Annotated in this window: 20 protein-coding genes, 3 tRNA genes and 2 pseudogenes; 13 read left to right on the top strand and 12 right to left on the bottom strand. The window is 41.4% G+C overall.

The genetic code is table 11. The features are described 5' to 3' along the window. Nucleotides 1-19: 19 nt before the first annotated feature. Together L2B55_RS13650 and L2B55_RS13645 are read left to right on the top strand one after the other, a co-directional pair. Nucleotides 20-3,454 carry a TonB-dependent receptor gene (locus L2B55_RS13650; protein ID WP_237846676.1) on the top strand — a complete coding sequence of 1,145 codons (3,435 nt, stop codon included), beginning with the start codon at nucleotides 20-22 and terminating at the stop codon, nucleotides 3,452-3,454. Between the two features lie 49 nt (nucleotides 3,455-3,503). Continuing rightward, entirely contained in the window at nucleotides 3,504-5,369 is a 1,866-nt protein-coding gene (locus L2B55_RS13645) for a RagB/SusD family nutrient uptake outer membrane protein (protein ID WP_237846675.1), read from the top strand. Nucleotides 5,370-5,668: 299 nt separating this feature from the next. Here the strand turns inward: L2B55_RS13645 and L2B55_RS13640 are convergent. Next, nucleotides 5,669-6,871, bottom strand: a pseudogene (locus L2B55_RS13640) (IS1380 family transposase). A 113-nt stretch (nucleotides 6,872-6,984) separates the two neighbouring features. After that, nucleotides 6,985-7,116, bottom strand: a complete 132-nt coding sequence (locus L2B55_RS13635) for a transposase (protein WP_237846674.1) — start codon at nucleotides 7,114-7,116, stop codon at nucleotides 6,985-6,987. Between the two features lie 765 nt (nucleotides 7,117-7,881). Between L2B55_RS13635 and L2B55_RS13630 the strand changes: the two genes are divergently transcribed. The 6 genes from L2B55_RS13630 (at nucleotide 7,882) to L2B55_RS13605 (ending at nucleotide 16,150) form a co-directional block, all read left to right on the top strand. Further along, a complete protein-coding gene (locus tag L2B55_RS13630) occupies nucleotides 7,882-9,183 on the top strand; it encodes a TlpA family protein disulfide reductase (RefSeq protein ID WP_237846670.1) in 1,302 nt (433 codons plus the stop codon). Nucleotides 9,184-9,333: 150 nt separating this feature from the next. Next, entirely contained in the window at nucleotides 9,334-10,236 is a 903-nt protein-coding gene (locus L2B55_RS13625; protein ID WP_237846668.1) for a hypothetical protein, read from the top strand. Between the two features lie 65 nt (nucleotides 10,237-10,301). After that, entirely contained in the window at nucleotides 10,302-11,501 is a 1,200-nt protein-coding gene (locus tag L2B55_RS13620; protein ID WP_237846666.1) for a TlpA disulfide reductase family protein, read from the top strand. Nucleotides 11,502-11,604: 103 nt separating this feature from the next. Continuing rightward, complete coding sequence (locus L2B55_RS13615) at nucleotides 11,605-13,677, top strand: carboxy terminal-processing peptidase (protein WP_237846665.1); 2,073 nt, start codon at nucleotides 11,605-11,607, stop codon at nucleotides 13,675-13,677. Further along, the gene (locus L2B55_RS13610; protein ID WP_237846663.1) at nucleotides 13,652-15,184 is read left to right on the top strand and encodes a S8 family peptidase; all 1,533 of its coding nucleotides are present in this window, start codon (nucleotides 13,652-13,654) and stop codon (nucleotides 15,182-15,184) included. Before L2B55_RS13615 ends, L2B55_RS13610 begins: the two co-directional genes overlap by 26 nt. 30 nt (nucleotides 15,185-15,214) lie before the next feature. Further along, nucleotides 15,215-16,150, top strand: coding sequence for a TraB/GumN family protein (locus tag L2B55_RS13605; RefSeq protein WP_237846661.1), 936 nt, complete (start codon nucleotides 15,215-15,217; stop codon nucleotides 16,148-16,150). Nucleotides 16,151-16,615: 465 nt separating this feature from the next. Here L2B55_RS13605 and L2B55_RS13600 read toward each other — a convergent pair whose 3' ends face one another. After that, nucleotides 16,616-16,810 carry a hypothetical protein gene (locus L2B55_RS13600; RefSeq protein WP_237846660.1) on the bottom strand — a complete coding sequence of 65 codons (195 nt, stop codon included), beginning with the start codon at nucleotides 16,808-16,810 and terminating at the stop codon, nucleotides 16,616-16,618. Between the two features lie 23 nt (nucleotides 16,811-16,833). Here L2B55_RS13600 and L2B55_RS13595 point away from each other — a divergent pair, with 23 nt between their 5' ends. From L2B55_RS13595 to L2B55_RS18905, 3 genes and pseudogenes are all read left to right on the top strand, one after another. Further along, the gene (locus L2B55_RS13595) at nucleotides 16,834-17,181 is read left to right on the top strand and encodes a ribbon-helix-helix protein, CopG family (RefSeq protein WP_237846658.1); all 348 of its coding nucleotides are present in this window, start codon (nucleotides 16,834-16,836) and stop codon (nucleotides 17,179-17,181) included. A 128-nt stretch (nucleotides 17,182-17,309) separates the two neighbouring features. Further along, nucleotides 17,310-17,579, top strand: coding sequence for a recombinase family protein (locus L2B55_RS18910; protein ID WP_255696455.1), 270 nt, complete (start codon nucleotides 17,310-17,312; stop codon nucleotides 17,577-17,579). Between the two features lie 77 nt (nucleotides 17,580-17,656). Continuing rightward, nucleotides 17,657-17,965, top strand: a pseudogene (locus L2B55_RS18905) (hypothetical protein); the annotation flags it as partial. Here the strand turns inward: L2B55_RS18905 and L2B55_RS13585 are convergent. The 7 genes from L2B55_RS13585 to L2B55_RS13560 form a co-directional block, all read right to left on the bottom strand. Beyond that, nucleotides 17,954-18,532 carry an ISAon1 family transposase gene (locus tag L2B55_RS13585; RefSeq protein ID WP_255696454.1) on the bottom strand — a complete coding sequence of 193 codons (579 nt, stop codon included), beginning with the start codon at nucleotides 18,530-18,532 and terminating at the stop codon, nucleotides 17,954-17,956. The pseudogene L2B55_RS18905 and the gene L2B55_RS13585 overlap by 12 nt on opposite strands. Further along, nucleotides 18,529-18,891: a transposase gene (locus L2B55_RS18900; RefSeq protein WP_255696453.1), complete on the bottom strand. Its 363-nt coding sequence runs from the start codon at nucleotides 18,889-18,891 to the stop codon at nucleotides 18,529-18,531. Before L2B55_RS18900 ends, L2B55_RS13585 begins: the two co-directional genes overlap by 4 nt. 28 nt (nucleotides 18,892-18,919) lie before the next feature. Beyond that, complete coding sequence (locus L2B55_RS13580) at nucleotides 18,920-19,285, bottom strand: ISAon1 family transposase N-terminal region protein (protein ID WP_237846650.1); 366 nt, start codon at nucleotides 19,283-19,285, stop codon at nucleotides 18,920-18,922. A gap of 177 nt (nucleotides 19,286-19,462) precedes the next feature. Further along, nucleotides 19,463-19,535: transfer RNA gene (locus L2B55_RS13575), tRNA-Lys, on the bottom strand. Between the two features lie 40 nt (nucleotides 19,536-19,575). Next, nucleotides 19,576-19,648, bottom strand: a tRNA-Lys gene (locus L2B55_RS13570). 40 nt (nucleotides 19,649-19,688) lie between these two features. Then, nucleotides 19,689-19,761 (bottom strand) — tRNA-Lys (locus tag L2B55_RS13565). A 116-nt stretch (nucleotides 19,762-19,877) separates the two neighbouring features. Next, nucleotides 19,878-20,999, bottom strand: a complete 1,122-nt coding sequence (locus L2B55_RS13560) for a GNAT family N-acetyltransferase (RefSeq protein ID WP_237846648.1) — start codon at nucleotides 20,997-20,999, stop codon at nucleotides 19,878-19,880. A gap of 91 nt (nucleotides 21,000-21,090) precedes the next feature. Here L2B55_RS13560 and L2B55_RS13555 point away from each other — a divergent pair, with 91 nt between their 5' ends. Continuing rightward, nucleotides 21,091-21,612 (top strand): thioredoxin family protein, encoded by a 522-nt coding sequence (locus L2B55_RS13555; RefSeq protein ID WP_237846647.1) that lies wholly within the window; start codon nucleotides 21,091-21,093, stop codon nucleotides 21,610-21,612. Nucleotides 21,613-21,716: 104 nt separating this feature from the next. Here the strand turns inward: L2B55_RS13555 and L2B55_RS13550 are convergent, their stop codons facing one another. Next, nucleotides 21,717-21,929, bottom strand: a complete 213-nt coding sequence (locus L2B55_RS13550; RefSeq protein ID WP_237846645.1) for a hypothetical protein — start codon at nucleotides 21,927-21,929, stop codon at nucleotides 21,717-21,719. 145 nt (nucleotides 21,930-22,074) lie between these two features. Then, the gene (gene scpB / locus L2B55_RS13545; protein ID WP_237846643.1) at nucleotides 22,075-22,641 is read right to left on the bottom strand and encodes an SMC-Scp complex subunit ScpB; all 567 of its coding nucleotides are present in this window, start codon (nucleotides 22,639-22,641) and stop codon (nucleotides 22,075-22,077) included. Nucleotides 22,642-22,997: 356 nt separating this feature from the next. Here scpB and L2B55_RS13540 point away from each other — a divergent pair, with 356 nt between their 5' ends. After that, nucleotides 22,998-25,112 (top strand): type IA DNA topoisomerase, encoded by a 2,115-nt coding sequence (locus tag L2B55_RS13540; RefSeq protein WP_237846641.1) that lies wholly within the window; start codon nucleotides 22,998-23,000, stop codon nucleotides 25,110-25,112. Nucleotides 25,113-25,259 lie beyond the last annotated feature (147 nt).

Genomic DNA, 25,259 nt, shown 5'->3' with positions numbered 1-25,259 from the left:
AAGGCAGACGCTTCTTGTTATGAAGTTAACGACTATTTTTATGCTGGTCATATTTCTTTCGGCATCTGCTGAGGTGCAATCGCAGGTAATCAGTATCTCTGCTAAAAAACTTTCTCTTGAGAAAGTATTGGACGAGATCCAAAAGCAAAGTGGGTATGAATTTTTATACAGTTCAGAGATGATAAAAAATGCCCGTCCGGTGGATATGGATGTAAAAAATGTCGGTATTGATGAGGTACTATCCCTTTGTTTTAAAAATCAGCCCTTTCAATACACTGTTATTGGGAAGACGGTTGTTCTAAAGTTAAATACCGATCCTTCAAACGGCAATAAGCTTAAGGCTTCGCCTATTGTTATTACCGGTAAGGTTTGGGATGACGAGGGCCCGCTGCCAGGGGCAACGATAATCATTAAGGGGTCGAGTTTGGGAACTACTACAGATCAGCTCGGGAACTTTTCTTTATCTGTACCTGATACTTCTTCACGTGTTCTGGTCTTTACTTTCTTAGGATATGAAACGAAAGAACTAACAGTAACAAAATCAATAGCAGTTACCATTAAGATGGTTAAAAAAATAGTTGTGGGCAACGAAGTTGTGGTGGTAGGTTATAAGACGGAAAAGAAAAAGAATCTCACAAGTGCAGTGGGTACTATCAGCGCCAAAGACATGGAAAACCAGCCCTATACCAATATTTATGAAGCATTGAATGGACGGATACCCGGTTTCGATATTACTCAGGACTATACGCCTGGTGGAGGGGGGAACAGGATGTTAATCCGGGGCAAAAATACAGGACTTGATTACCTAAGGGCCGCAGGCGATGCCGCTACGGCTATTACCCCATCGACTAATAATTTTGGTTTCGGTAACGACCAGCCCCTTGTTTTGATTGATGGTTTTGAAGGTGATATTAACTTGGTTAATCCTCAGGATATTGAATCAGTAACGGTTCTAAAAGACGCTTCAGCTGCCATTTACGGTATCCGTGCTGCTAATGGAGTTGTACTTGTTACTACAAAGAAGGGTGAACTGAACTCTTTAAAAGTGAATTACGATTATTATGCAGGATTAACGAATTTTACCCGCAGACCCACCTACCTCTCATCATGGCAACAAGCCACCTTGGTAAATGAAACAATAGCCAATGAATCAGCTCCAGGTGGTGGTGGTGGTGTTATCATTGGTGGTGGCGGTGGTAGACTTACTCCATATACCCCTGAGGAGATACAAAAGTTTAAAGATGGATCCGATCTTGTAAATTACCCCAATACCAATTGGGAAGACCAGTATTTAAGAACGGGGAGTATGCAGCAACGCCATAATTTGAGTATTAATGGCGGCGATAAACGATCAAAATACGCATTATCTTTAGAGTATATGCAACAAGATGGTAATATTCCTAATCTCAAAAATCAACGATACAGCTCCAGGTTTAACATGGTCAGTAAGTTAGGCGAAAAATTTGCATTCAATGGAGGGGTGAATTTTGCATATAGCCCTGCGACGGGCCCAATCACCGGTGCAGGGGCTGCAAATGGTACAGCTGACCCTAATATTTTGTTATTGCTTACTCAATTTTCACCAATGCTTCCGCAGAAATGGGCAAACGGTGCTTATAGTAATAATAAAAGATCAGTAAATCCTGAAGCTTGGCTGGAAACACCTTCTTCCTATAAAAATACGAATTCTGCTGTAAATGGTAACCTAGGTGTTAACTGGACACCTTTGAAGGGTTTATCCGTAAAACCCTCTTTAGGATATAATTATTCTACTACTTCTTCAAAGTATTTTTTGAGTGAATTGGTTTCTTATGCCAATGGTGCTGAAGGTTCACCTTTGGTAGAAAATCCCTTTACCTCAAATTATCTGAGCAAATTAGATGAGACCATAGGTAAATCTTATAACCTTACCTCTCAGGTTGTGGTCGATTATACTAAGCTATTTGGCAACCACGAAATAGGAGTAATGGTGGGTGGAATGCGTAGCTATGCGTACGCTAATTTTTTAAATGTGTATAAGGAGAATTTTCTGAATACAGCCATTCAAACACCCAGCATAGCTGCCGGTCAGGGCAATAAGGCACCTGGAGGAAGCGAGTTGGAGGCTGTACAGCAAGCCTTTTTTGGCCGCTTGCAGTACAATTACAACGACTTGTTTATTTTGGAGTCAACCCTTAGGGCTGATGGAACCACCGCTTTTGCACCGGATAACCGCTATAAAATATTTCCCGCTTTTTCGGGTGCCTGGATTATCTCCGGCCACGATTTTTATAAAGATGCGGAACGCCTGAACAAAACGCTTAGTTTCCTGAAACTACGGGCTTCCTGGGGTATTCTGGGTAATAGTTCAGTCGGATATTATACCTACTTGCAACAGTTGGGAGTGGGAAGTTATTCTTTTAATAATCAATTGCAAACTTCAGTATATCCAAATGGAGGTTACAATCCTGATGTGAGATGGGAAGAGACCAGAACGATTAATTTTGGTTTGGATGCCCGCATGTTTCGCGATAAGCTGAGCCTTGCATTTGATGCTTACCATAAACAAACCAATGGGTTAATGCAGCAGGTGGGGGTGCCTGCCAATTATGGATTATCAGCTCCATTTGAAAACTCAGGCAGCATGTACAACAAGGGCTTGGAAATGGATTTAAGGTATAGTGATAAAATTAAAGCTTTTATTTGGAGCGTGAGTGCCAACGCAGCTTACAACATCAATAAGATAACTTCATATCGTGTTAAGGAGCGTTCTACTGATCTTTCCACAGCTTATGACAGAGTAGAAGGAGAGAGTTTGTACACCATTTGGGGATTGGTATCTGACGGTATTTATCAAAACCAGCAGGAAGTAACCGGATCACCTGTTTTAAACAGCACTGTAGGTCCCGGCGATATCCGCTATGTGGATATTAACAAAGATGGGAAAATTGACGGAAACGACCGTGTAAATCTTGGTCAAGCTACAGCACCTGTGAAGTATGGTTTAGCTCTTGAGGGAGGCTGGAAAAACTTTGGCCTACGCCTGTTGTTCCGTGGTGATATTGGCAGAAAAGTATTGATGGGTCAGTCGCTTGGACAAGTGTCCAATGCAGACAATAAAGTGGTGACCGACTACTGGGATAGATGGACAACAGATAACCCTAGTAGCAAATTTCCTCGCTCCTGGAATAACTACACACAGAATAACCCCACTGCCACCGTTTCGGATTTTTGGATGCGTAAGGCAAATTACATAAAATTGGCTAATCTTACGTTTTCATACAATCTGCCGGCTGCGGCCTGCAAACGTGTAGGGTTGGGTAACGTGCGTATGTACTACACTGGAAGCAACCTTTTTGTTATTGCCCCTGGTTTTTGGAATTGGCTTGATCCCGAAACAACAATGTTGCAGGCTTCTTCGAATGGTTATCCTGCTACGTCGTTGCACAGTTTTGGCATCAGCGTTGGTTTCTAAATTTTGTAAAAAGAAGTAGTACTATTCTCATGTTTTAAATTTTACGATCATGACTATTAAACAAGATAAATACGCTATGATAGCTGTAATAGCAATTATTTGCAGCAGCCTGCTGGTAGCATGTACAAAGGATTTTCTTGACAGAACTCCTAAAGATGTTTATACCAATGAAACATTCTGGACCACCAGTAGAGATGTAACGGCAGCCATTAATGGTTGCTACTTAAACTGGGAAAGCGCGGATAATATTTTGTATAACGATTGTTATACGGATAATGCTGCTTATTCAAGTATGTTTAGCGGAGGGCCATTTGCCAATAATTATGAAGCATTTGCCAATGGCATGTTGACTGCTTCCGGCAATAGCAATAGCCCCAACAACTATACTTATCAAACCATTAATACCTGTAACTGGTTTTTGGAGAATGTAGACAGAGCCGGCGACAACATTATTGCTCCCGCATTAAAAAATCGTATGAAGGCGGAGGCACGTTTCCTGCGTGCTTACCGTTATTTTATACTTACCCAGTTTTATCGTGATGTACCTTTTGTAACACACACTATGACAGCGGAGCAAAGCCGGATGCAAAAACAGGTGAAAAGAGAAGTGATTCGCGATTCGATTATCAAAGAGCTGGAATTGATTGCCCCCGTTTTGCCTGTTAATTACTCTGGCAGTGATAAAGGAAGAGCTACCAGGGGGGCAGCGCTGGCCCTGAAAGCCCGTATTGAATTGTTTAGTGGTAAATACAGTGATTGTATTGCTACCTGTCAGCAATTAATGAATCCCCCTTTCAGCTATTCATTGTATCCCGACTATCAAGATCTTTTTCGCCCGCAATTTGAGAACAGCCCTATGAATCAGGAAGTAATTATGGATGTTCAGTATATGCTAGGCACTAATAATTATAAAAGTACCCTTGCAGAAATAGCCATTGCGCCGGCAGGATCATCTGCTGTGGCCATTAGCCAAAGCCTGGTGGATGAGTTTGAAACCCTGAACGGAAAAACAATCCAGAACGACCCCTCTTACAATGCGCTGCAACCGTATATGAATCGCGACAGACGCCTTGACGCTACCATTATTCGCCCTGGATTACTCTACAATGGCATTTATTTTGACCCGATTACCCCTAATGGTGGCGGTGGTTTTGGCGGTGGTCCCATGGGTGGAGGCGGTAGTCCCATTGGTGGAGGCGGCGGTTCCATTGGTGGAGGCGGCGGTTCCATTGGGGGAGGCGGTAGTCCCATTGGTGGAGGCGGCGGTTCCATTGGTGGTGGTACTCCTATTGGCGGTGGCGGTACTCCTACAGGTGGCGGAACGTCTTCAGGCTATACGTTAAACCCCAGTAATGATAAAACTGCGATGGGCAATTCACCTACCGGTTATAACTTAAAAAAATACCTGAGTAATTTAAGCGACTACTGGAACACTGCCTACGGAACAACAGCATTAAGCAGTACCGGAGGTAATGTTATTGTGTTTCGTTATGCCGAAGTATTGCTGATGTATGCCGAAGCCAAAATTGAAGCCGGACAAATAGACTATTCTGTATACGCTGCTATCAATCAGCTTCGTCAAAGAGCCGGTCTTCCCAATGCTGATGCTACTACTCACCCTGATAAGGCTTCCTTAAGGGCGCTTGTAAGGCGTGAACGCAGAGTTGAACTTGCAGGTGAAGGCTTGCGTTGGTTTGATATTGTGCGTTGGCAAATAGGGCCTCAGGTAATTAAAAATGTGTATGATTGTCTCAATGGTTTCGTTGATAGAAGCAATGGAAACCTTTGGCTCACTCCTAATTCAAGCTCGGCAAAATTTTCCCGCCAGTTTACACCAAGGTATTATGTATTCCCCTTTACACCGAAAGAATTGCAGGCGAATACCAATCTTGTACAGAACGCTGAGTGGAAATGATAATTGCTTACTAGGTTTGAATCGTCCTGAAATAAGTTGACGGTTTTTAATACTTATCCCAGTTTCAAAAGAGGCTGGGATTTTTCTTTATAGACACGCTGAGGTGTTTTCATCTGCAAAGATAAATGCGGCCGATAATTATACAGGTCGACCGCTTCCTGCAACAATAATCCCAAAAAAGTCATTAGGGATTTAAGTTTTTGTCAAGTCAAATGTTTTATTACAATTCCATAGGCCGGTAAACCATTCTCTTCGTTTCATGGCCAGCGACAGTTTTAGGATTTTCTGGCTGCCGTTTTTTACCATATACCCGCCAATGGCAAACACCTTGTAGCGTAATGTTTCAGGCGTTGTTCTACTTGGGTATTAAGCACGACCTGCCTGAAAAGGCTGATGAAGTTATAGGCCATCATCACCCAGTTCAGGGCCGCTTCGGTGGCATCAAAGTTTTTAAGATTGAAGCTGTCTGCCCCAAAATCGTATTTCAGTTCTTTGATCTGGTTTTCGCAATTGGCCCTTTGCCGGTACAGATTCCACACCTGAAGTGCCGGCAGGGTTAAATCGGTGACAAAACAACTGTAGCGGTAATTTTTATAAATGCCCTCGTCTTCAAATAGTTTCAGCGTTTTGCCCGTTGCACAGGGGCGTTCACTGATTTGCTGGCGGACCATGACCAGCCTTCTGGGTTGATCCCACAGGGGACTTTGATAAGTGCTTTCGGCCACTTCGATACCAGCAGTAACTTTTACCTACAGGTGTTGTGCGGCGAGTTTTTGTTGGATCGGTTTGTACTGCCGGGCGGCAATGATGTAGTTGCCCACTTGTGGACTTTGCTCCAGATACTCAAATACTTCTTTACCGTAAAATCCACTGTCGGCCCTGAATAAGCCTATTTTTTTACCGTTTAGTTTTTCTATCGTATCGGCTAAAAAGCCCTGAAAATTATTGCTCGTATAGCTGTCGCCGCTTCGCAGCCAAAAGTTGGCGACCATTTTTGTTTCCTCTATAAAGGCGATTAAAGGATGATGACTGTTGCGGCCTGGCTTAAGGGGGTTGTATCCTTTTTTACTACCCTGTTGCCCGCCGTATCGGGTAAGGATGGTGGAGTCGACATCCAGCGTGTAATTATCATACTGCAGATTGCCAAAAAACCATTGGTATAAAGGGGTGAAGATCTGCTGGTTGGTGGCCAGGGTATGTTTATTAAAAAAGCGCTGGATGGCTTTACTGCCTGCCATTTGTTTGAAACCCCAGCATTGTTTCATGACCGCATCATGGCGCGTTACCTCGCAATGTTCAAACTTGTTGGCCCCACACCATATACTGGTCATAAACTGTTGGATGAGTTGATGCGGAGAATACCCCCGGTTTGACCCTGGGGCAGGCAATGGCAACTGATCCAATGCAGCTTCAAAATCCATCCTGTCCAACATTTTTTTCATCAAAATAATACCCGACCAAGGAGTTATTTCTTTGTCTGTAAAGTCAATTTTCAGGTCCAAGTTCAAATAAGGTTTACTTACTGCAATTTCCTCCAATTTACATTGGTATAAAACCAATAGTTATCAACAAGTTAACACTCTTAATTTCTAATGGCGGTCATTAGAAATTGAGGCTAATGACTTTTTTGGGATAATTTTGCATGCAGTCTTGACTTCAACACTTTGCCCAAGCCTAATTCTTCTTTCAACGTTCGGCTCATCCGTTCGGCCAATGCGTTTTCATACGGATCCGACTGTTCGGTCATGCTCAATTGAATGCGATGCTCCTGGGCCAAGCTGACGTATTCGGCACTGCAATAATGTCACTCACCCACACTTGATCAGGGTGCTCCACCGAACGGTTTTTTAACAGATTGGGGTATTTGCGCAGCCAGTGTTTGGAAAAAGTAGTTTGCACATACTGTCGCTTGGGTAAAATAAGCAGGCCGTGCTTTTTCAATATCTTAAAGAACTTATCCAAGATTGAATCGACCTCAAATCGGCATACTTTCGTATGGAACGGCTCCATCGAGAAGAACAAGTAACTGATGCACCACAGTAAACGGCCGGAGGAAGTAGAAGCCGTATTCGGACAACTAAAATCCAACAACCGGACCGATTTACCATGAAAAGGTTTAGCAAAAGTCAATCTTGAGTTTGGCTTTGATGGCCCTTGCCACAACCTGAGAAAACTAGCTAAAAGGCCCTTCTCAGGGGAAACCATGCCCTGTTGACAAGCCTATCAGAAATCGTGTTATAGGTACAACAACGATACATAAGTTATAGGCTCTAAAACTCACCATCACCCTGTCCGCGTGATCAAAATCCAAGCACAGCACGTTTTTGGTCAGCAGCTTAAAAACAAAGGTCACCCTTTTTTTTGGACAGCCTCTTTTTTTTAATCTAATAAATGAAAAAAAGTAAATGTCGGTAGTAGTTAACATTAATTAAATCGTCTTTCTAGTATTAGGTAAGATTACTTTATGGTTAATTAATTCTTGCCTATTTGTAATAATAAAAAAAACTTGAATATGAAACGTAAAACATTAGCATTCCTTCTTACTGTTTTGTTACTCACAGCAGTACAGCAACATGGTAAGGCACAAACCAATCCCGTTGTAAAAGTGGAGGTATTAAAAAATATGGTGGCACTCAATCCTTTTAAACTGAGCCCTGATCAGGCTAAGAGTTTCGATCCTTCTCAAGGAAAAGGTCTTTACCTCGAAGATGGTACTACACTTAGCTTTGAGCAGTTTATGCAATACGCTTCAAGGCCCGAAAAGGATTATGTGGTGATACCTTATGCCAATGCTGCCGATCCTAACAAAGTGGTAGCCATGCTGGTGCGTAAGGCCACAATCGAAGAGCAGATGCAGTTAAAAGGAGTGACAGAAGCCTTACAGAAACGGAAAACTTATTCAAGTGAAGGTTCTATTGATGATCCGGAATCGAGTATGGCCATTAAGTTTGATCCGAATCTTAAAGCAGCCGACTTTTTGAAAGGGTTGAAAAAGGTTAACCAATCGGAAGTGGCTATGACATCTATCAACATAGGCCGTGTTGCCATATTTGATGAGAAAGGCAACCTGATTCCGCTGGAAATTGATGGTAAAATGAATCCGGTGGTACATAAATATCAACGCAGTGCCCTTTTTGAATCGGACTTATATATTGATGAAGATGAAGTGATACGAGCCATGGTTTACCGGAAAGCGACCATGGAAGAACGTAAGCGAAACGGTGGTGGAGAGACAAGAACCAATATCAGGGAGGCTTCAGTGGGAGGAGATGAAGGTAGTGATATTGGCGGCGGCGGTGAAATGTCCGCAACGGCTCGTTTAGCACAGCCTGGCGAGAAAGCGGCTGGCGGCGGTAAACCTGCTGAGTTTAAGGGAGAAAATGCGTCAAAAACAGAAAAGGCAAAAGCTTTTAACTTTAAAGCAACAGATATTAATGGTAAAGAGGTAGAGCTTTCATCTTTTGCGGGTAAAAAAGTGGTAGTACTCAATTTTTGGTTTATTCAGTGTAAACCCTGTGTAATGGAAATGCCCGAGTTGAATAAGCTGGTTGATGAATACAAAGACAATAAGAATGTAGAGTTTATTTCTATTTGTTTGGACAAGAAAGAAGATGTTGAAAAGTTTTTTGAAAAAATGGCATTTAAATACCGTTGTATTCCCGGAGCGAACTCAATTGCCGGTAAATATGGCGTAGTAGGTTTTCCTACACACATGGTAGTTGATAAGAAAGGAAACATTGTATTGCGTCAAACAAGTTTTTCTGACGATCTTATTAAAGATATTAAGGCAGAAATTGCCAAAGGCTCAAAATAAGAATGCCCAGTAAAAATGCCTGTAAATCGAAGATAAGCTCTCGTTTGCAGGTATTTTTTTACCCCGTTGATTAAGCGGAACGGCAAGGGGGTATCCTCTTCCAAGTTTTTTACAATTAGCTAATTTTTTAATTATTCAAATTATTGATCCATGTTTAAGAAACTGATGATAATCACAATTGTAACGCTGTCTACCTGCCTTGCCTATTCTAGCCAAGCTCAAACGGGTCTGCCTTTACACCTGAAAAAGGGTGATAAGTACCTGGTAGAGTATAAAACGAATGCTACAGCCCGCATAAGCGGTGACAATCCTGATAGTGCAGTGGTCATGTCCACGGAAAATATACTGGGTACTGTTTACGAAATTATTTCGGTCAATAATAACCTGTACCAGATAAAAGCCACTTACATGTCTCTGGTTTTTAAAGCGATTCCCCCTGCAGGAACGGGTGCTGAACTTGTGCAATTCGACTCGGGTAAGCCCGAAGACCTCGATGGTGAAATGGGCGAAGCTGTAAAAGAAGTGGTGGGAAAATCGTTGGTGTTTACGTTTGATGCTACTACTAAAAAAATGGTGAGTGTAGATGAGGATCCCGGTATTGAACCGCAACGAAGCCAGGGAGGCCCTGCGGTTGGACTTTTCTTCTTCAATGAAGACGCCCTGCGTGTGTTTGCTCCCAAAATTTTTGGTGGCGATCTTCCTGCCGATGCAAAATTGGAAGTTGGATATAAGTGGGATCAAAACAACAACAATACAAATGGGGGTATGGAAACAAAGGTTTCGCGACATTCTTCGATTACGAAGATAGAAGCGTCTAAACTTTTTATTACTATCGATCAAACCGTTACGGTGGCTGGTAGCCCAGATGGTGGCGATGGTATGGCTATCGATTCAAAGACCTCCGCAACCGGTAAGAAAACCGTTGACCAGGCTACCGGTTTACTGATAGAGAGCAGGTTTGATGAAAAAGGCTTAAGACAAATGGTTAACGATCAGGGTAAGCAAAACACTGAAACGAATACCATTACAATCTTAACGGTGAAAAAAGTATAGACTGCTAATGTTTACATCTGTAGCAACGGTATGTGTATTGCCGGCTCAGTATAAAGCGACAAGATATGTTTAAGAAAATATTATTTCAGTGCATTGCGATTCTTCTGACAGCTGTTTCAAGTTACGGGCAGTTTGCAGGATCATTTCAAATCAAAGGAAGTGTTAGTGGTATTGCCGATGTGGACAAAATTGTACTCCGTTATCGTACCGCCAACGGGCTTAAGAGCGATACTGTAAAGCCTATTGAAGGGAAGTACAGTTTTGCAGGTCAGATAACAGAACCTCAATTGACATGGATAAACATTCTTCATGCGCCCAATGAGTACGGCCGGGTAAAATACCCGAAAAAAGGTGAAATGACTGAACTGTACATTAATCCAGGTGAGATTGTGCTGCAGTCCATCGGTCAGTTTGCAAATATGCAGGCTTCGGGATCGGGTGCAAAATGGCAAAAGGATTACGTGTACCTGGCAAAGCAGCAGCAATTGACAAAGGATAGCGGGCAAACTATGGTGCATGACTATCGAGAGGCTTCCTTGCGGTTACAGGCCAAGCCGCAGCCGGTAGGCTACACGGCTGCTGACAGAGAAAAGGATTCAATACAGGTAAAAAAGATTGACAACGAATATATATTGTTGAGCAAACATCTGAATGAAAATATCCTGATACCCTATATTAGAAAAAATCCAGGTTCACCACTCTCGCTTTGGGTACTAAAAATTTATGCCGGTGATCGGGTTGACGATTATCAGACAGTTAAGGCCTTATATGAATCTTTATCGAATGATGTAAAGCAAATGCCACTTGCAAAGCCATTTACACGACTGCTGGATATTGCTTCCAAAACAGCCTCTGATGTAGTTGCACCGGTATTTTCATTGCCCGATACCACCAACACAATGGTTTCACTCGAGTCATTCAGAGGAAAATATGTATTGGTTGATTTCTGGGCCAGTTGGTGCGGACCCTGTAGGGCCGAAAATCCACATGTGCGCAAACTCTATGAGCAATACAAAGACAAAGGTTTTACCATCCTAAGTGTATCCATCGATAGCAAGTCGCAGGTAAAAGCCTGGAAAAAAGCCATTGTGGATGATAAGCTTAGCTGGCCGCAGGTGGTAACTACCGATGGAGCTGTAGCTAACCTTTATCACGTTAATAGTGTACCTCAAAACTTTCTGATTAACCCTGAGGGAAAGATTATTGCCAAAAATTTGCCAAGGCAAGAACTAGCTGCCAAACTGAAGGAATTGTTTGCCCGTTAGCACTCACTTAAAGTTGCTATATGATAGGGAAAGAGTTGAATAATAAATGAAGGGAATTGCCAGGCGAGCAGGCATGTAAGAAGTATAAACACGAATTAAACAAATGAAGATTAAAGTAAAAATACTGGGGGTGTTGGGTTTGGTGTTGCCTTTTGCCGGGGCGGCTCAACCGAAAGAAAATAATTTCGACAAGCTGTTTCATGGTGTAGCCAATGTGTTTAAGGCTAATCATTACAGCCAACGCTCGTACAACGATTCCTTTGCCTTAAAACTATTTACACAATACTTGGGCTGGCTCGATAAAGATCAACTCATTTTTCAGCAGCCCGATATTGCAGCTTTGCAGCAAGCCGGATTGCAGATTGATGATGAGCTCAATGGCGCCCCTGCTCAGTTTCAATTGCAGGCAGCAGCCATTTACAGAAAACGAGTATTGGAATCGGAAGCCATTTGTAATGCCATTTTGAATAAACCTTTTCGTTTCAGCAAAGAAGAAACCTGGCAGAACCCAATGCCGGGTTCACTTAATTTTCCTGCTAACAAAACCGAACAGATTGAGAAATTGAACAGGTGGTTGAAATGGCAGGCGCTTGAACGCCTGGCAAAAATGCCGGTAAAAGAAATGGGAAAGGCCGATGCAGAGCAGGTAGTACGCAAAATTTTGCGTGATAACATGCAAAAGAAGTTTGCCGAGTGTACTCATTATCCCGACAGTCTGTTTGCTGGTCAATACCTGAAGATGATACCATTTTCGGCCGATCCACACTCATTTTACAACACCGCAGAAGAAATGAAGGCCTGGAGATCTGCCATGGGAGGAGAGAAAGCGGCTTATTATGGCGTAGGCCTGCCATTGAAAGAAGAGGACGGATATGTAAAAGTAATTTCAACAATTGCAGGTGGGGCGGCAGCCGCTTCGGGGCAGATAGGCGCAGGCGATATTTTGCTGGCCGTAGAACAAAATGGAAAGAAAGAACCTGTAGCTGGTCACACAATTTCTGAAATTGTTTACCTCGTTCTTGGACAGGAAGGAACCAAAGTAACACTGCACATCAGAAAACCCGATGGCAGTTCCCGGGCTGTTACCTTACAAAGAGCCGAATTGCCTCAGGATCCGCAGTGGGCCAGTAGCCTGCTGATTGAAAAGGAGGGCAAAAAAATCGGTTACCTGAAATTGCCCATGTTCTATAGCGGGGAAAGAAGTTGTTTCATGGATATAAGAAAGGAAGTGAAAAAACTGAAGGCTGAGAATGTAGAAGGCATTATCATTGATTTGCGTAACAATGAAGGCGGTTCGTTTATGGATGTTTCGCAAATGATAGGAGACTTCATTCCTATGGGACCGAGAGTACAAATAAAAGACAAAGAAGGAAAGATTGATTCTAACCTTGATACCGATGGTAAAACAATTTATGACGGGCCCCTGGTAGTGATGGTGAACAGTGGATCGGCATCGGCATCGGAATTATTTTCTTCGGCCATGCAGGATTATAAACGGGCATTGATTGTGGGATCACCCAGCTTTGGCAAAGGTACTGTTCAAACCAGCCAGGCCATCGTGGAAAAAGTACCCAACTTTAATGGGGGCTTTCTGTATACCGATCCGCTGGGGGGCGAGTTTTGGATGACTGTTCAAAAGTTTTATCGCATTAGCGGCGCCTCGGTTCAATTAAAGGGTGTAACGCCCGATGTATTACTGCCCGATTACCTGGACTATACTAATGACAGAAGAGAAAGGAATAAGCTTAACGCCCTCCCTTACGACGAAATTAAACCGGCAGATTATACAACTTGGAATGTAGGTTATAACCTGGCGGAAATAAAAAGCAAGCTGCAAGCCCGAGTAAATGAAATGCCCGAGTTTAAACAGTTGCAACAAAATCAGGAGCAGTTACAAAATATATACAAAACTCCCGCAAGCCTCAGCTGGAATAAATACATGGAAGGCCAGCAAACAGCCAATACGCTGCTTGAGGCATGTAGAAAACTGCAAAAATTGACTGTCACGCAGAAACTGAGTTTGTCTGCCACTAATACAAACAAAAATGTTGTGAACATAAAGCAACTGGCCAGCCAAAATTTACTGAAGGAAAACGTAGAAACTGACCGGGAAGTAGATGTAGCAGCCGATGCAATTATATTAATGGCTAATGAAAATCAAAATGGAAAAAAGTAATCGCTTAAGTATGAGCAAAGGAATCTGTTGTGCAGTAGTACTACTTCTTGGAGTTGTGTTATGTAAAGAAGCCAATGCTCAGCTCCGGATGAATGCATCGTTACAAGGCTGGCACCTAAAGGATAAAGCCAGCGATAACGTACCAGGCATCAGCCTGCAAAAAGCTTATGACTTTTTAAAAGAGCACAGGTACAAAGTAAATCCTGTAATTGTAGCTGTTATTGACAATGGAGTAGATACCACTCATGAAGATCTTAAAAATGTGTTGTGGAGAAACAATCGCGAGATAGCCGGTAACGGTAAAGACGATGATGGTAATGGCTATGTTGACGATGTGTGTGGGTGGAACTTTTTAGGAAATAAGGAAGGAAAAAACCTTACGACAGAATCTTCGGAAAAAGACAGAGAAAATCAACGGGCCTACCAATCCTTACGTTCAAAATGGGATAAATTCGATGACAGTAGTAGTTCAAGTCTGTCGGTCAATGAACAGAAGGAATATAGTGTGTGGAAACAGGCATCTCAAGCCATTAACAACCCTGCATATGTATCATCAGATTCCGCTGTTAGTGTAATGATGCAATTGCATAAATCATACGATAAGGTAAACAAACGGCGCAAGGATTTGGTAGGGGATAACTGGGAAGATATAAACGACCGGAACTACGGTAATCCTACTGTTGGGGCGGGCAATCCAAAGCACGGTACGCATGTGGCCGGTACTATTGCCGCCGAACGTAACAACAACCTGGGAATGGATGGTATAGCCGATAAAGCCCGCATTATGCCCATTAGAGCTATACCTGATGGCGACGAACGGGATAAGGATGTTGCCCTGTCCATACGATATGCAGTTGACAATGGTGCAAGGGTGGTAAATATGAGTTTCGGTAAAGACTTTTCGCCACAGAAACAATGGGTGGATGATGCCGTAAAATATGCACAAGCTCACGATGTTTTGCTGATCCATGCTTCCGGAAACGAAGGTGTAAATGTGGATACAAGTCAGCGTTACCCTTCACCTTTCTTTATTAATGCTGACTATTCGGCAACTAACTTCATTACTGTGGGGGCCAGCGATGTGAAACCCTCTGCTTTAGCATCTTTCTCTAACTACGGAAAGAAGGTGGTGAATGTATTTGCTCCCGGTACTAATATTTATGCAACGATTTCTAAAAAGAATAAGTATGAGTTTATGGATGGAACAAGTATGGCAGCCCCAGTTGTTTCGGGCATTGCTACTATCATACGCGAGTATTTTCCCCGTCTCTCGGCCCGACAGGTAAAATATGTGATTGAGCAATCGGTGGTAAAACCTGTAGATAAAGTAACCAAACCGGGACTGCGCAGGCCAAAGGGGGTACAGCCGGAGAAAGTTGAATTAAACGACATCTGTACATCCGGAGGAATTGTGAATGCTTATGAAGCGGTAAAGCTGGCTGCTACCTTAAAGGGTGAGCTAAGCAAACGTGCCGTAAAAAAGATCTTAAAAATTCAGAAACGATAAACAGGTATTTATAATTCTAATATATTTTGTATGAAACCTACTATTGTGCGTAGCTTCTTTTTAGGATGTTTGTTTTTTGTTTGTTCATTTGTTGCTGTTGCCCGGCCAACAGCGGATACTACTGTTCAAAATACCCTGCTTTGGAAAATAAGCGGCAAAGGGTTAGCCAAACCATCCTACTTGTTTGGTACTACACACCTGGTTTGTAAAGCAGATCTGGGTATCCTGCTTCCGGCAGCGCTGAAAAAAGCGATTTTGTCGGCTAACGAAGCAGTTTTTGAAGTGTATAATGATGATCCAGACAAAATGGCTAAGGAATCTATGCAAGCTAATCTGATGCGCGGACATATGACATTGGATAGTTTGGTGTCGCCACAGGAGATGGATACGATTAATCGGTATTTCAAAGCAAACCCTATTAAGGGAGCGATATATCAGATGCTGAAAGAGACGAAACCTGTTCTTGTTGCCGGTATGATTGGCAAAAAAAGAATGCTTTGTGAAGGGGAACAAACCAGTATGGAAGAAGAGTTGCAGTATTTAGCGAGGCTGTTTTATAAACCTTGTAGCGGCCTTTCTACCTATACAGAACAGATGAGTTACCTGGATAGTGTTCCGTATAGAGACCAGGCGAAGATGTTGTTAGGGGTCATTAGAAAGCTGAATAATCCAGACATTAATGCAAAACAGGATAATTATTCCATACAAAAACTGTATGAGCTATATAAGCAGCAAAAAGCAACCGAACTTTTTAAGGGCATAAATGCGGATACAAAACTTAACGATCCCTGGGTTAAATTTGTACGCGATGATCGCAACCTACTATGGGTGCCCCGCATCGAAGAAAAAATAAAGCAGAATTCGGCCTTTATTGCCGTAGGTTTTGCCCATTTGCTGGGTGATAAGGGATTGCTTCAACTGTTACGCAATAAAGGCTATACAGTAGAAGGTGTGGTTAATAATTAGAAAGATAAGATCTTCTTCATATACCCTAAATAAATCATGGGGGTCTGAAATGGCCCCTCTTTTTAACAAAGAACATGTAAGTCAGCATTAAAGATAGTTGTTAGTTTACAATAGTTTGTGTTGTTGGTTGTTGAAGGAGTGGTGCAAATTAGGAGTGCACCACCTCCTTCTATTAAGCCTCACCAATAACAACAAAAAAGACCTTTGCTTTTATATCCTAAATAAACCATGGGGGTCTGAAATGGCCCCTTTTTTAACAAAGAACAGGTAAGTCAGCATTAAAGATAGTAGTGATTAGTTTATAATAGTTTGTGTTTTTGGTTGTTGAAGGAGTGGCGCAAACTGGGAGTGCGCCACCTTCTTCTATTAAACCTCACCAATAACAACAAAAAAGATCTTTTCTTCATACCCTAAATCAATGGGCGTCGAATTGATATTCGGCGCCTTTGTATGTCGGGCATGGTATTATTCTAACAAGGTGCAAGTCCTTGTGATACGAAGGTACCTTGGAAGTGGAATACTGGTCGATGGAGTCATCGGAGTACGTACCTCTGGCACCCCACAAGGGAGCCCGCTAGCTTTACGTACACACTCACAAACATTGACTTTGTTAAGCGACTTGTCATTAAAAGAGGTAGATTTTAGTTTTGTATATTTCATAAAAAGTATTATTTTTATGACAAATGAAAAGATCACCGAATTCGGAATTGGCGGAAAGAATCAATCAGGCGCATGCCTTATTGGAGCAGCGGAAGCCGTATATAAATATTGTAGAGCAGTTGATGGAAACCTATGGTGTGTCCCAAATACAGGCCTATCGTTATGTTCAGCAAGCCAAAGCGCATAAGGAGAAGTTAACCATTCCGGAGCGTTCAGTTGTCTTTACAGTAAAACTTCCGCCCAGTCTGATCGGTCGGATAAGGGAATTTGCAGTCTCTCAGGGGACTTCAATCAGCAAAATAGTCAGGGTGGCATTGGAAGAGTTTTTAGCAAAAAAACAACACTATGGCCAAAAAGGAGAGGATCGCTAAGATATCGTTCTCCTATGACCGCTTGTGGGAGCAAAAACTCACACAGGTCTACCATCTTCTCGTCCCAGGCTAGTCGGAAATCATTTCCTCAGCAAATTCTATTAATCAACCCATAGAAGATCAGGTATATGAAAACTGCAGCCATTTATACGCGAGTATCCTCCGATCAGCAGAAGGAGAATAAAACCATCGACAGCCAGGTAGATGCTTTATTAGAATTTGCCAAAGAAAACGGTTATGTGGTCCCAGAAGAATATATCTTTAAAGATGAGGGTTACAGTGGAGCGATTTTGGTTCGTCCTGGATTGGAAAAAGTGAGAGATCTAAGTGCCGAAGGACAAATACAAGCTGTTTTGGTCTATAGTCCCGATCGTTTGAGCCGGAATTATGCGTATTAGGTGGTTTTAATCGACGAATTTCATTCCTGTGGTATAGAAGTGATGTTAGTTAATTCGCCCAAGCCGAAACGCCGGAAGAGGCCTTGTTGCTACAGTTTCAGGGGATGATTGCAGAATACGAACGGGCAATTATCAAGGAACGCTCCAGGAGAGGGAAACGGTTTAAAGCTAAATCAGGCAATGTAAGTGTCAGTGGCAAAGCTTGTTTTGGTAAAACAGAAGCTTACCAGGAAGGCCTAATCCCAATCGCTCAGTTAAGAAAAAGGAAGTCAGAGCTTCAGAAAAGGGTTTACACTATAGAGAAAGACCTGGAACTGTTGAAAGCGCATGAGCTGGCTTTGGATCAATCCCAAAACCTGTGGAGCAACCCTTTCTTAAGCAAATAATTTAGTAAGCCTGAAAAGGAAAAAAGGTACATCCTTTACACCCCTGAATTGACTCCGGAAGGCTTTGATTTTAGCATTGAACGATTCGGCCGAAGCGTTGGTGCTGCGGTTGTCAAAGTAGTTCAGGATCCGTTCGTAATGGAGCTGTATGGTTTTGGACAGGGTATTAAACGTTTTAAAGCCGGCCTTTTCTACCTGGTCATACCATTGGGCCAAGCGTGTTAAGGCCAGGGATTTAGATGAGGAGTGGTTGTAAATCCAGGAGAGCTTTTGAGCCAATGCATAAGCCTGTCCCAGATCTGGATATAGCTCAAAGAGGAGACTTGCCCGTTTTTCTTGTTCCTGGCTCCAGTTCACCTGGGCTTTATACAGCAGGTGGCGGCTGCGGGCCAGCAATTGCTTGAGCGTATCCCCGTTGGCATAGATCTTCGGATGATATTCTGCTTGGGTTTTTCGGGCCTTTTCCAAGGCCTTGTTTTCCGCCTCTATGGCCTTCCAGCGATGCTGGATGCGAATTTCCTGCAAGGCCTCTCCCCCCAGTTGTTGCACATGAAAACGATCGATCACCTGTTTGGCGCATAGGGAAAACAATGTTTGACAATAAGGTTCATGCTTCCTGCCAGGTCCATGGTTACTTCTTTTACTTCGTTCCGTAACCGTTTGGGAAGCCGCTTGAGCAGGGGAATAATCCCATCGGACTGTGTGCCCTTGACGATGGCCACAACGGTCCCTTTTTTGCCCCTGGCGTCTTTATTTGTGATGATGGTATAGAGTTCCCCTAAGGACAACGAAGTTTCGTCAATGGAAAGATAAGGTCCCATGTTTTGGGGAAACAAAAGTCCTTTTTCGATATCGTTGCCCGCTTTCCAGGAGTTAAAATTACTTAAGCGGTTCCGGTAGCTGCGATGAAGTTTCTTGCCATTCACGCCATAGAAACCGGCGATGGTTTGCAGGCTATGCGCCTGTGTATCGGCTGAATGCTTTTAAAAAAGCCGCAAAACCCTTGGTAATGCGGGTGCCTTGGGCCACTAAATCCCAATTGCGGTAAACGACTTTGCCGGTATCCTCGTTCATCCAGCGGCGGCGGGTAATGTGGAGGTACACCTGAAAACCACGAATGGGAAAATCCTGCAGGGTGATGGGCTCAAAAAAGCCTTTGGAGTGCAATTTGTTTGCCGCATGCTCTTCAGGGGTCTTGTTTACTTCCTTTAAATAGATATGGATAGCGGCGTCTTTTTTCTCCACCTCGGTTAATTCAAAATATTCCTCAATGGATTCAGGAAGGATCAGTGGGATCAGGGCTTTATAGGACTCGTGCATGGTGTTTTTTAGGATGCACAAAAATGAACTTTTATTGCTTACTCCACAACTTTTGCACTTGATCCATCAAAACCTGCACATTGATTATGGGTGCAATTTTTGACAGAAGCCCAGAATAAAAAACCTCACTAATCATGCGTTTAGTGAGGTTTTAGGTGAATTTGATCACTTGTTTTGTGATCCCGCTGGGATTCGAACCCAGGACCCATACATTAAAAGTGTATTGCTCTACCAGCTGAGCTACGGAATCATTGTTGATTTTATTGAAAACTGTTCAACTTTCAGTTTTGTGATCCCGCTGGGATTCGAACCCAGGACCCATACATTAAAAGTGTATTGCTCTACCAGCTGAGCTACGGAATCGTTGTTGATTTTATTGAAAACTGTTCAACTTTCAGTTTTGTGATCCCGCTGGGATTCGAACCCAGGACCCATACATTAAAAGTGTATTGCTCTACCAGCTGAGCTACGGAATCTTTTCCCTTTTTAACTGCCGTTAAAGGCGGTTTGTTTTGGGACTGCAAATATACAGGCTTTGATTTAGTTTGCAAACTAAATGTTCAGCTTTTTTTAATTTAAAATTAAGTGGCTGTTATTCAGGGAAAATAAATCTAAAAGTTGCATGGGTTTTAGATCGGGTTGCCCCTAATGCAGCATGAATAGCCTGCATTTTAGTGTTAAAATCACCAACCCACGAAAGCTCCGCCTCGGTATAATGATTTTGTGGCAAAACATAAAATTGCAATTTTCTAAACAATGCCGACTCCAACCCATGATTCTGATAAGCTTGTTTAGTGCCCATTACCACAACACGAATCCGATTCATTTTACCTTTCCATTTGTAATACACAAATTTTAGCTTACCCCAAAGGTTAAGTTTGCCGTTCAAATGCTTTATAATTTGATTTGCATCAGGCAGACACACAATAAACGAAGCCGGTTCGCCATTAACATAGGCAAACCAAATTAACTGCTCATCCATTATGGGTTTCATTTTTTCGAAACTATCCAGTAAGATTTCCTTTGTGATTGGAACAAAGTTTTCAAAGTCTTTCCATGCATCGTTATAAATTTCTTCGAAATCTGCTGTGAACTTATCGAAGTTATTTACAGTTAAATATTCAAAGGTGTAACCTGGTTTTGTAATTACCCAGTCTGCGATTTTTTCTACCCGTTTAGGTAGTGCAATAGGCATAGTATTGGTGTACTGTTGATAGGATTGCTTAAATCCATAAGTTTCAAAGAACTTTTGATAATAAGGCTGATTGTATTGCATACCAAATGAAGGATGAATAAACCCTTCAATTAATAAGCCCCAATACGTATCGTTCTCACCAAAATTAATAGGGCCGTCCATAGCTTTCATTCCACGCTCGATTAGCCATTTTTGGCAAGTATCGAACAACAAGAAAGCTGCAGATTCATCATCAATACATTCGAAAAAACCCATGCCGCCGGTAGGTTGATCGTATTGATACGCTTTACGTTGATTAATAAAGGCTGAAACACGACCAATGGCTTTGTCATTCTTATCATAAAGTACCCAACGGGTAGCTTCACCAAATGAATGGAAGTTATTTCGCAGAGGATCAAAGATTCCTTCGATATCACTATCAAGTGGCTGAACCCAAACAGGATCATTTTTATAAATTAATTTAGCTACCTCCAGAAAGTCTTTTTTGGTTTTAGCGTCTTGAACCTCGATAATTCTCATAGAACAATTTTAGTGGTCCAAAAATATAAATTTTGCCTTGTGGCTTAGCCAAAAAAACAGAGATTTGCCAAAATAACCATTCAATAATCTTATGATCATAGGCGATAAACTACCTGCGTTTAATTTAAAGGGTGTAGATGGCGAAATGTATAACCAATATGCATATGCCGATAGATATGCCTTGCTGATAATTTTCACCAATAATACATGTCCTGTGGCACAGGCTTACCGAAATCGAATTAGGAATTTGCTAAAAAGATATGAGGAAGATAATTTAGGTATTATTCGTGTTAATTCAACTTCCAAAAACAGTGATGCTGAATCATTAGAACAAATGAAGAAAATGTACGATGATCTCAAGCTGCCTCATTTGTATTTGGTTGATGGAGATCAGCAAGTTGCCAAAGCTTTCGGTGCTACCAAAGTGCCTGAGGCATATTTGTTTAACTCTAAAAGAGAATTGGTGTATAAAGGAGCCATTGACGATAGCTGGGAAAATGAAAATATGGTAACACGCGTATACCTGGAAGATGCAATTGAGGCAGCTTTAGATGGTATAGATGTGGATTATCCTGAAATTGAACCGGTGGGTTGTGATATTATTTGGAATTAGTAGGTAATAGATGGTTTAGGAAACTTCATTCTTACTGTCCATTTAAAATAAAAATCCCTGTCATTTATTATGGCAGGGATTTTTTTATGTATTAAATGTAAATATTAAAATCTGTCATCATCATCAAAATCGTCAATATCGTCAAATGCACCGAAATCATCCATCGGAATTCCTAAATCATCATCATCGTCATCATCTAAAAGACGGTTCTTAGCGTTTTTGGCTTCTTTTGGATTAAGAGGCTTCATACCTTTCTTCGCATCTTCTGAAGCACTTTTGCCGCTGGTTTTTTTAATTGGTTTCTTTGGCGTTTTCATTTACCTCTTCAAATTTAAATTTTCTACTTATTGATTCTTGAGCTGAATTTACTAAGCTTTTTGATGATTTTTAAGAAAAAAATATGTTTAAAATCATCATTTGTAAAATTAAAAAGTTTTTAACTTCTCAAAAACAAGTTTGCAATTAATTTTCTGTCTGTTGTCCTATTTCGTTTTCGTTAATTGATTGTATGTCTTTTAGTTGTGGCAAGTCTTTTAACGAGTTTAGACTGAAATAGTCCATAAATAATTTGCTGGTTCCATAGAGCAAAGGCCTACCTGGGGCATCGCTTTTTCCCTCAATGGTGATTAGCTCTTTCTCAAGTAACTTATGAACACTATAATCACAATTTACACCCCTTATCTGTTCAATTTCGGCCTTGGTAATTGGTTGCTTGTATGCAATAATTGCTAAGGTTTCCATAGCTGCCGCCGATAATTTTTTCTTATTGCGGTGCTGTATTAAAGAGCTTACTGTAGGGGCATATCTTTTTTTTGTCATAAACTGATAACCTCCACTCAGGGCTACCAATTCAAAGAAATGCTCTTCAGCCTCATACTTTTTACTTATGGCTTCAATAGTTTCATCAACTAGTACATCTGCAACCTCCTCTCCATTAACTTGGCTTAAACAAGCTACGATCTCGGCTGAAGTTATGCTTTGCTCAGAGGCAAATATCAGTGCTTCAATATGTTGTTGAATCATCTCCATCTGTCGCAAAAATAAAACATCTGTTAAAGCAGCAAAAAAAAATGTTAAATTTTGATAAATGGCTGTTAATCAGAGGGTATCTACTATTTGTGAGGGTTGGTAGAATGAATAATTTTATGAAAAAAAACAATTGTTTAAACACTTAACGAAGAGCGAGGGCTATAATAAAATGTTTTTTAGCTTATCCATGAGAACAAACTGAAAGGACTTTTTTAATTTTAAATGCTAGGTTCATCAAAAAATACTTTTTGGAACATTAAATTGCGAAGGGTATTGGTCAGAATTTGAGTTCTTTTGATAAACTTTCTGAACTTTTATACGACATTTGTGCCCCTTAAAATTGTTCAAGCCGAAGTATGAAAGTTTGCATTGCCGAAAAACCAAGTGTAGCCAAGGATATTGCTGAAGTAATTGGTGCTAAACAGCGTAAGGACGGCTATTATGAAGGTAATGGTTTTCAGGTAACTTGGACATTTGGTCACTTTTGCACCTTAAAAGAGCCCCATGACTATACTGAACGATGGAAAGCATGGCGTTTGGAAGATTTACCCATGATTCCTAAAAGTTTTGGCATTAAGTTGATTGATAATGGGGGCGTACACAAACAGTTTAAGGTTATAGAAGATCTGGTGAGCAAATGTGAAGAGGTGATTAACTGTGGTGACGCCGGGCAGGAAGGAGAATTGATCCAGCGTTGGGTTTTGCTTAAAGCCAAATGCTCAGTTCCTGTAAAACGATTATGGATTTCATCTTTGACAGAAGAAGCCATACGTGAAGGGTTTCAAAAGCTGAAAGAAAGTGAGCAGTTTAATAACCTGTATGCTGCCGGAAGTGCACGTGCAATAGGTGATTGGTTGTTGGGTATGAATGCCACTCGTTTGTTTACCAAACGATTTGGACAGGGTAAAGTTGTACTGTCTATAGGGAGGGTGCAAACGCCAACCCTGGCTATGATTGTGCAACGGCAGAAAGAGATCAATGCTTTCGTATCAGAAGAATATTGGGAACTGAAAACTCTTTACCGCGAAACGGAATTTACAGCTACCATTGATAGGCTTAAAACTTTGGAAAAAGCTGAAAAAGGCTTGGAGTATTTAAAGCAACATCTTTTCGAAATTACCTCGTTTGAGAAAAAGGAAGGTAAAGAAGGAAATCCGCGGCTGTATGATTTAACATCCTTACAGGTAGATGCCAATAAAAAATATGCTTATTCAGCAGATGATACGCTGAAATATATACAGAATTTATACGAAAAGAAACTCGTTACCTATCCAAGGGTTGATACTACTTATCTTTCTGAAGATCTTCATCCTAAAATAGCTGGTATTATGGGGCAGTTGACTTTCTACAGTAAATTTACGGATCCTGTATTAGCAAAACCAATCCCTAAGCTTAAAACAGTTTTTGACGATAAGAAGGTAACCGATCACCATGCAATTATTCCTACCGGTGTTACTCCTGCAGGTCTAAGTATTGATGAAAAGCGAGTTTACGATTTAATCACCCGTCGCTTTATTGCAGCTTTTTATTCAGAGTGTAAGGTGTCAAACACTACAGTTTTAGGTAAAGTTGGGCAGGTAGAGTTTAAAGCCTCAGGTAAACAAATTTTAGAAGCCGGTTGGAAAGAATTATATGCCAATGATAAAACTGAAAAAAAAGAAGGAGAAGATGAGGAACGCATAATGCCGGTTTTTGAAGTAGGAGAGAGTGGACCTCATGAACCTCGTATACATCAGGGTAAAACATCTCCCCCTAAGCCTTATACGGAAGCCACCTTGCTGCGGGCTATGGAAACAGCGGGCAAGCAGGTAGATGATGAAGAAATGCGTGAGTTGATGAAAGACAACGGTATTGGGCGACCTTCAACACGTGCTAACATCATTGAAACATTGTTTAAGCGCAAGTACATAGAAAAAAAGAAAAAAAACATCCATGCTACTCAAACCGGTATCGATCTGATTGATACTATACAAAATGAATTACTTAAAAGTGCTGAGTTAACTGGTACCTGGGAACGAAAACTACGACTTATAGAAAAAGGGGAGTATCAACTGGAACTTTTTAAACAGGAGTTGATTCAAATGGTGGTTGGACTTACAGCTGAAGTGAAAAGTAATGTTGGCAAAGTAATAACTATTGCTGATCAAACTGTTTCCAAACCGGATGAAAAACCAAAAAAGGATGCTAAAGCCAAAGCTCCCAAAGAAACAGTTTCCATTGAATCCCTTAGCTGCCCTAAATGTAAAGTGCATTTCCTAAAAAAAGGAAATTCGGCCTACGGTTGTACAAATTTTAAGGTTTGCGGCTTAAAAATTCCTTTTGAAGTGTATGAGAAAAAAATAACTGATAAGCAGCTAATCGATTTAGTCTTAAAAGGCAAAACAGGTAAGATAAAAGGGCTGAAGGTAGACGGAAAGGAGATAGAAGGAAAACTTATCATGAATGAACGATTTGAACTGAAAGTTGAATAACTAACTTTTAATTAAACGGAAGGCTTGATATTGGTTTTAAAAAAAAGTTGTAAATTACATTAAACGTCAGTTGTAGCCTTTGAATTAAAATTAACTCACTTTCAATTTCTGTAAGTTCCTATTAAGAGTAAGGTTTAACGACTGAAA

This window comes from Solitalea lacus, from assembly GCF_022014595.1.
Taxonomy (GTDB): domain Bacteria; phylum Bacteroidota; class Bacteroidia; order Sphingobacteriales; family Sphingobacteriaceae; genus Solitalea; species Solitalea lacus.
The sequence above is the reverse complement of the archived record's forward strand: the minus strand, read 5'-3'. Positions and strand labels throughout refer to the sequence as shown.

Excerpts from the sequence above, each read along its gene's own strand:
- L2B55_RS13645 (WP_237846675.1), top strand. The coding sequence starts at position 3,504 with ATGACTATTAAACAAGATAAATACGCTATGATAGCTGTAATAGCAATT.
- L2B55_RS13615 (WP_237846665.1), top strand. The coding sequence starts at position 11,605 with ATGAAGATTAAAGTAAAAATACTGGGGGTGTTGGGTTTGGTGTTGCCT.
- L2B55_RS13560 (WP_237846648.1), bottom strand. The coding sequence starts at position 20,999 with ATGAGAATTATCGAGGTTCAAGACGCTAAAACCAAAAAAGACTTTCTG.
- L2B55_RS13650 (WP_237846676.1), top strand. The coding sequence starts at position 20 with ATGAAGTTAACGACTATTTTTATGCTGGTCATATTTCTTTCGGCATCT.
- L2B55_RS13605 (WP_237846661.1), top strand. The coding sequence starts at position 15,215 with ATGAAACCTACTATTGTGCGTAGCTTCTTTTTAGGATGTTTGTTTTTT.
- scpB (WP_237846643.1), bottom strand. The coding sequence starts at position 22,641 with ATGGAGATGATTCAACAACATATTGAAGCACTGATATTTGCCTCTGAG.
- L2B55_RS13580 (WP_237846650.1), bottom strand. The coding sequence starts at position 19,285 with ATGCACGAGTCCTATAAAGCCCTGATCCCACTGATCCTTCCTGAATCC.
- L2B55_RS13595 (WP_237846658.1), top strand. The coding sequence starts at position 16,834 with ATGAAAAGATCACCGAATTCGGAATTGGCGGAAAGAATCAATCAGGCG.
- L2B55_RS13540 (WP_237846641.1), top strand. The coding sequence starts at position 22,998 with ATGAAAGTTTGCATTGCCGAAAAACCAAGTGTAGCCAAGGATATTGCT.
- L2B55_RS13600 (WP_237846660.1), bottom strand. The coding sequence starts at position 16,810 with ATGAAATATACAAAACTAAAATCTACCTCTTTTAATGACAAGTCGCTT.
- L2B55_RS13550 (WP_237846645.1), bottom strand. The coding sequence starts at position 21,929 with ATGAAAACGCCAAAGAAACCAATTAAAAAAACCAGCGGCAAAAGTGCT.
- L2B55_RS18910 (WP_255696455.1), top strand. The coding sequence starts at position 17,310 with ATGAAAACTGCAGCCATTTATACGCGAGTATCCTCCGATCAGCAGAAG.
- L2B55_RS13610 (WP_237846663.1), top strand. The coding sequence starts at position 13,652 with ATGAAAATCAAAATGGAAAAAAGTAATCGCTTAAGTATGAGCAAAGGA.
- L2B55_RS13635 (WP_237846674.1), bottom strand. The coding sequence starts at position 7,116 with ATGACCGAACAGTCGGATCCGTATGAAAACGCATTGGCCGAACGGATG.
- L2B55_RS13620 (WP_237846666.1), top strand. The coding sequence starts at position 10,302 with ATGTTTAAGAAAATATTATTTCAGTGCATTGCGATTCTTCTGACAGCT.
- L2B55_RS13630 (WP_237846670.1), top strand. The coding sequence starts at position 7,882 with ATGAAACGTAAAACATTAGCATTCCTTCTTACTGTTTTGTTACTCACA.
- L2B55_RS13555 (WP_237846647.1), top strand. The coding sequence starts at position 21,091 with ATGATCATAGGCGATAAACTACCTGCGTTTAATTTAAAGGGTGTAGAT.
- L2B55_RS13625 (WP_237846668.1), top strand. The coding sequence starts at position 9,334 with ATGTTTAAGAAACTGATGATAATCACAATTGTAACGCTGTCTACCTGC.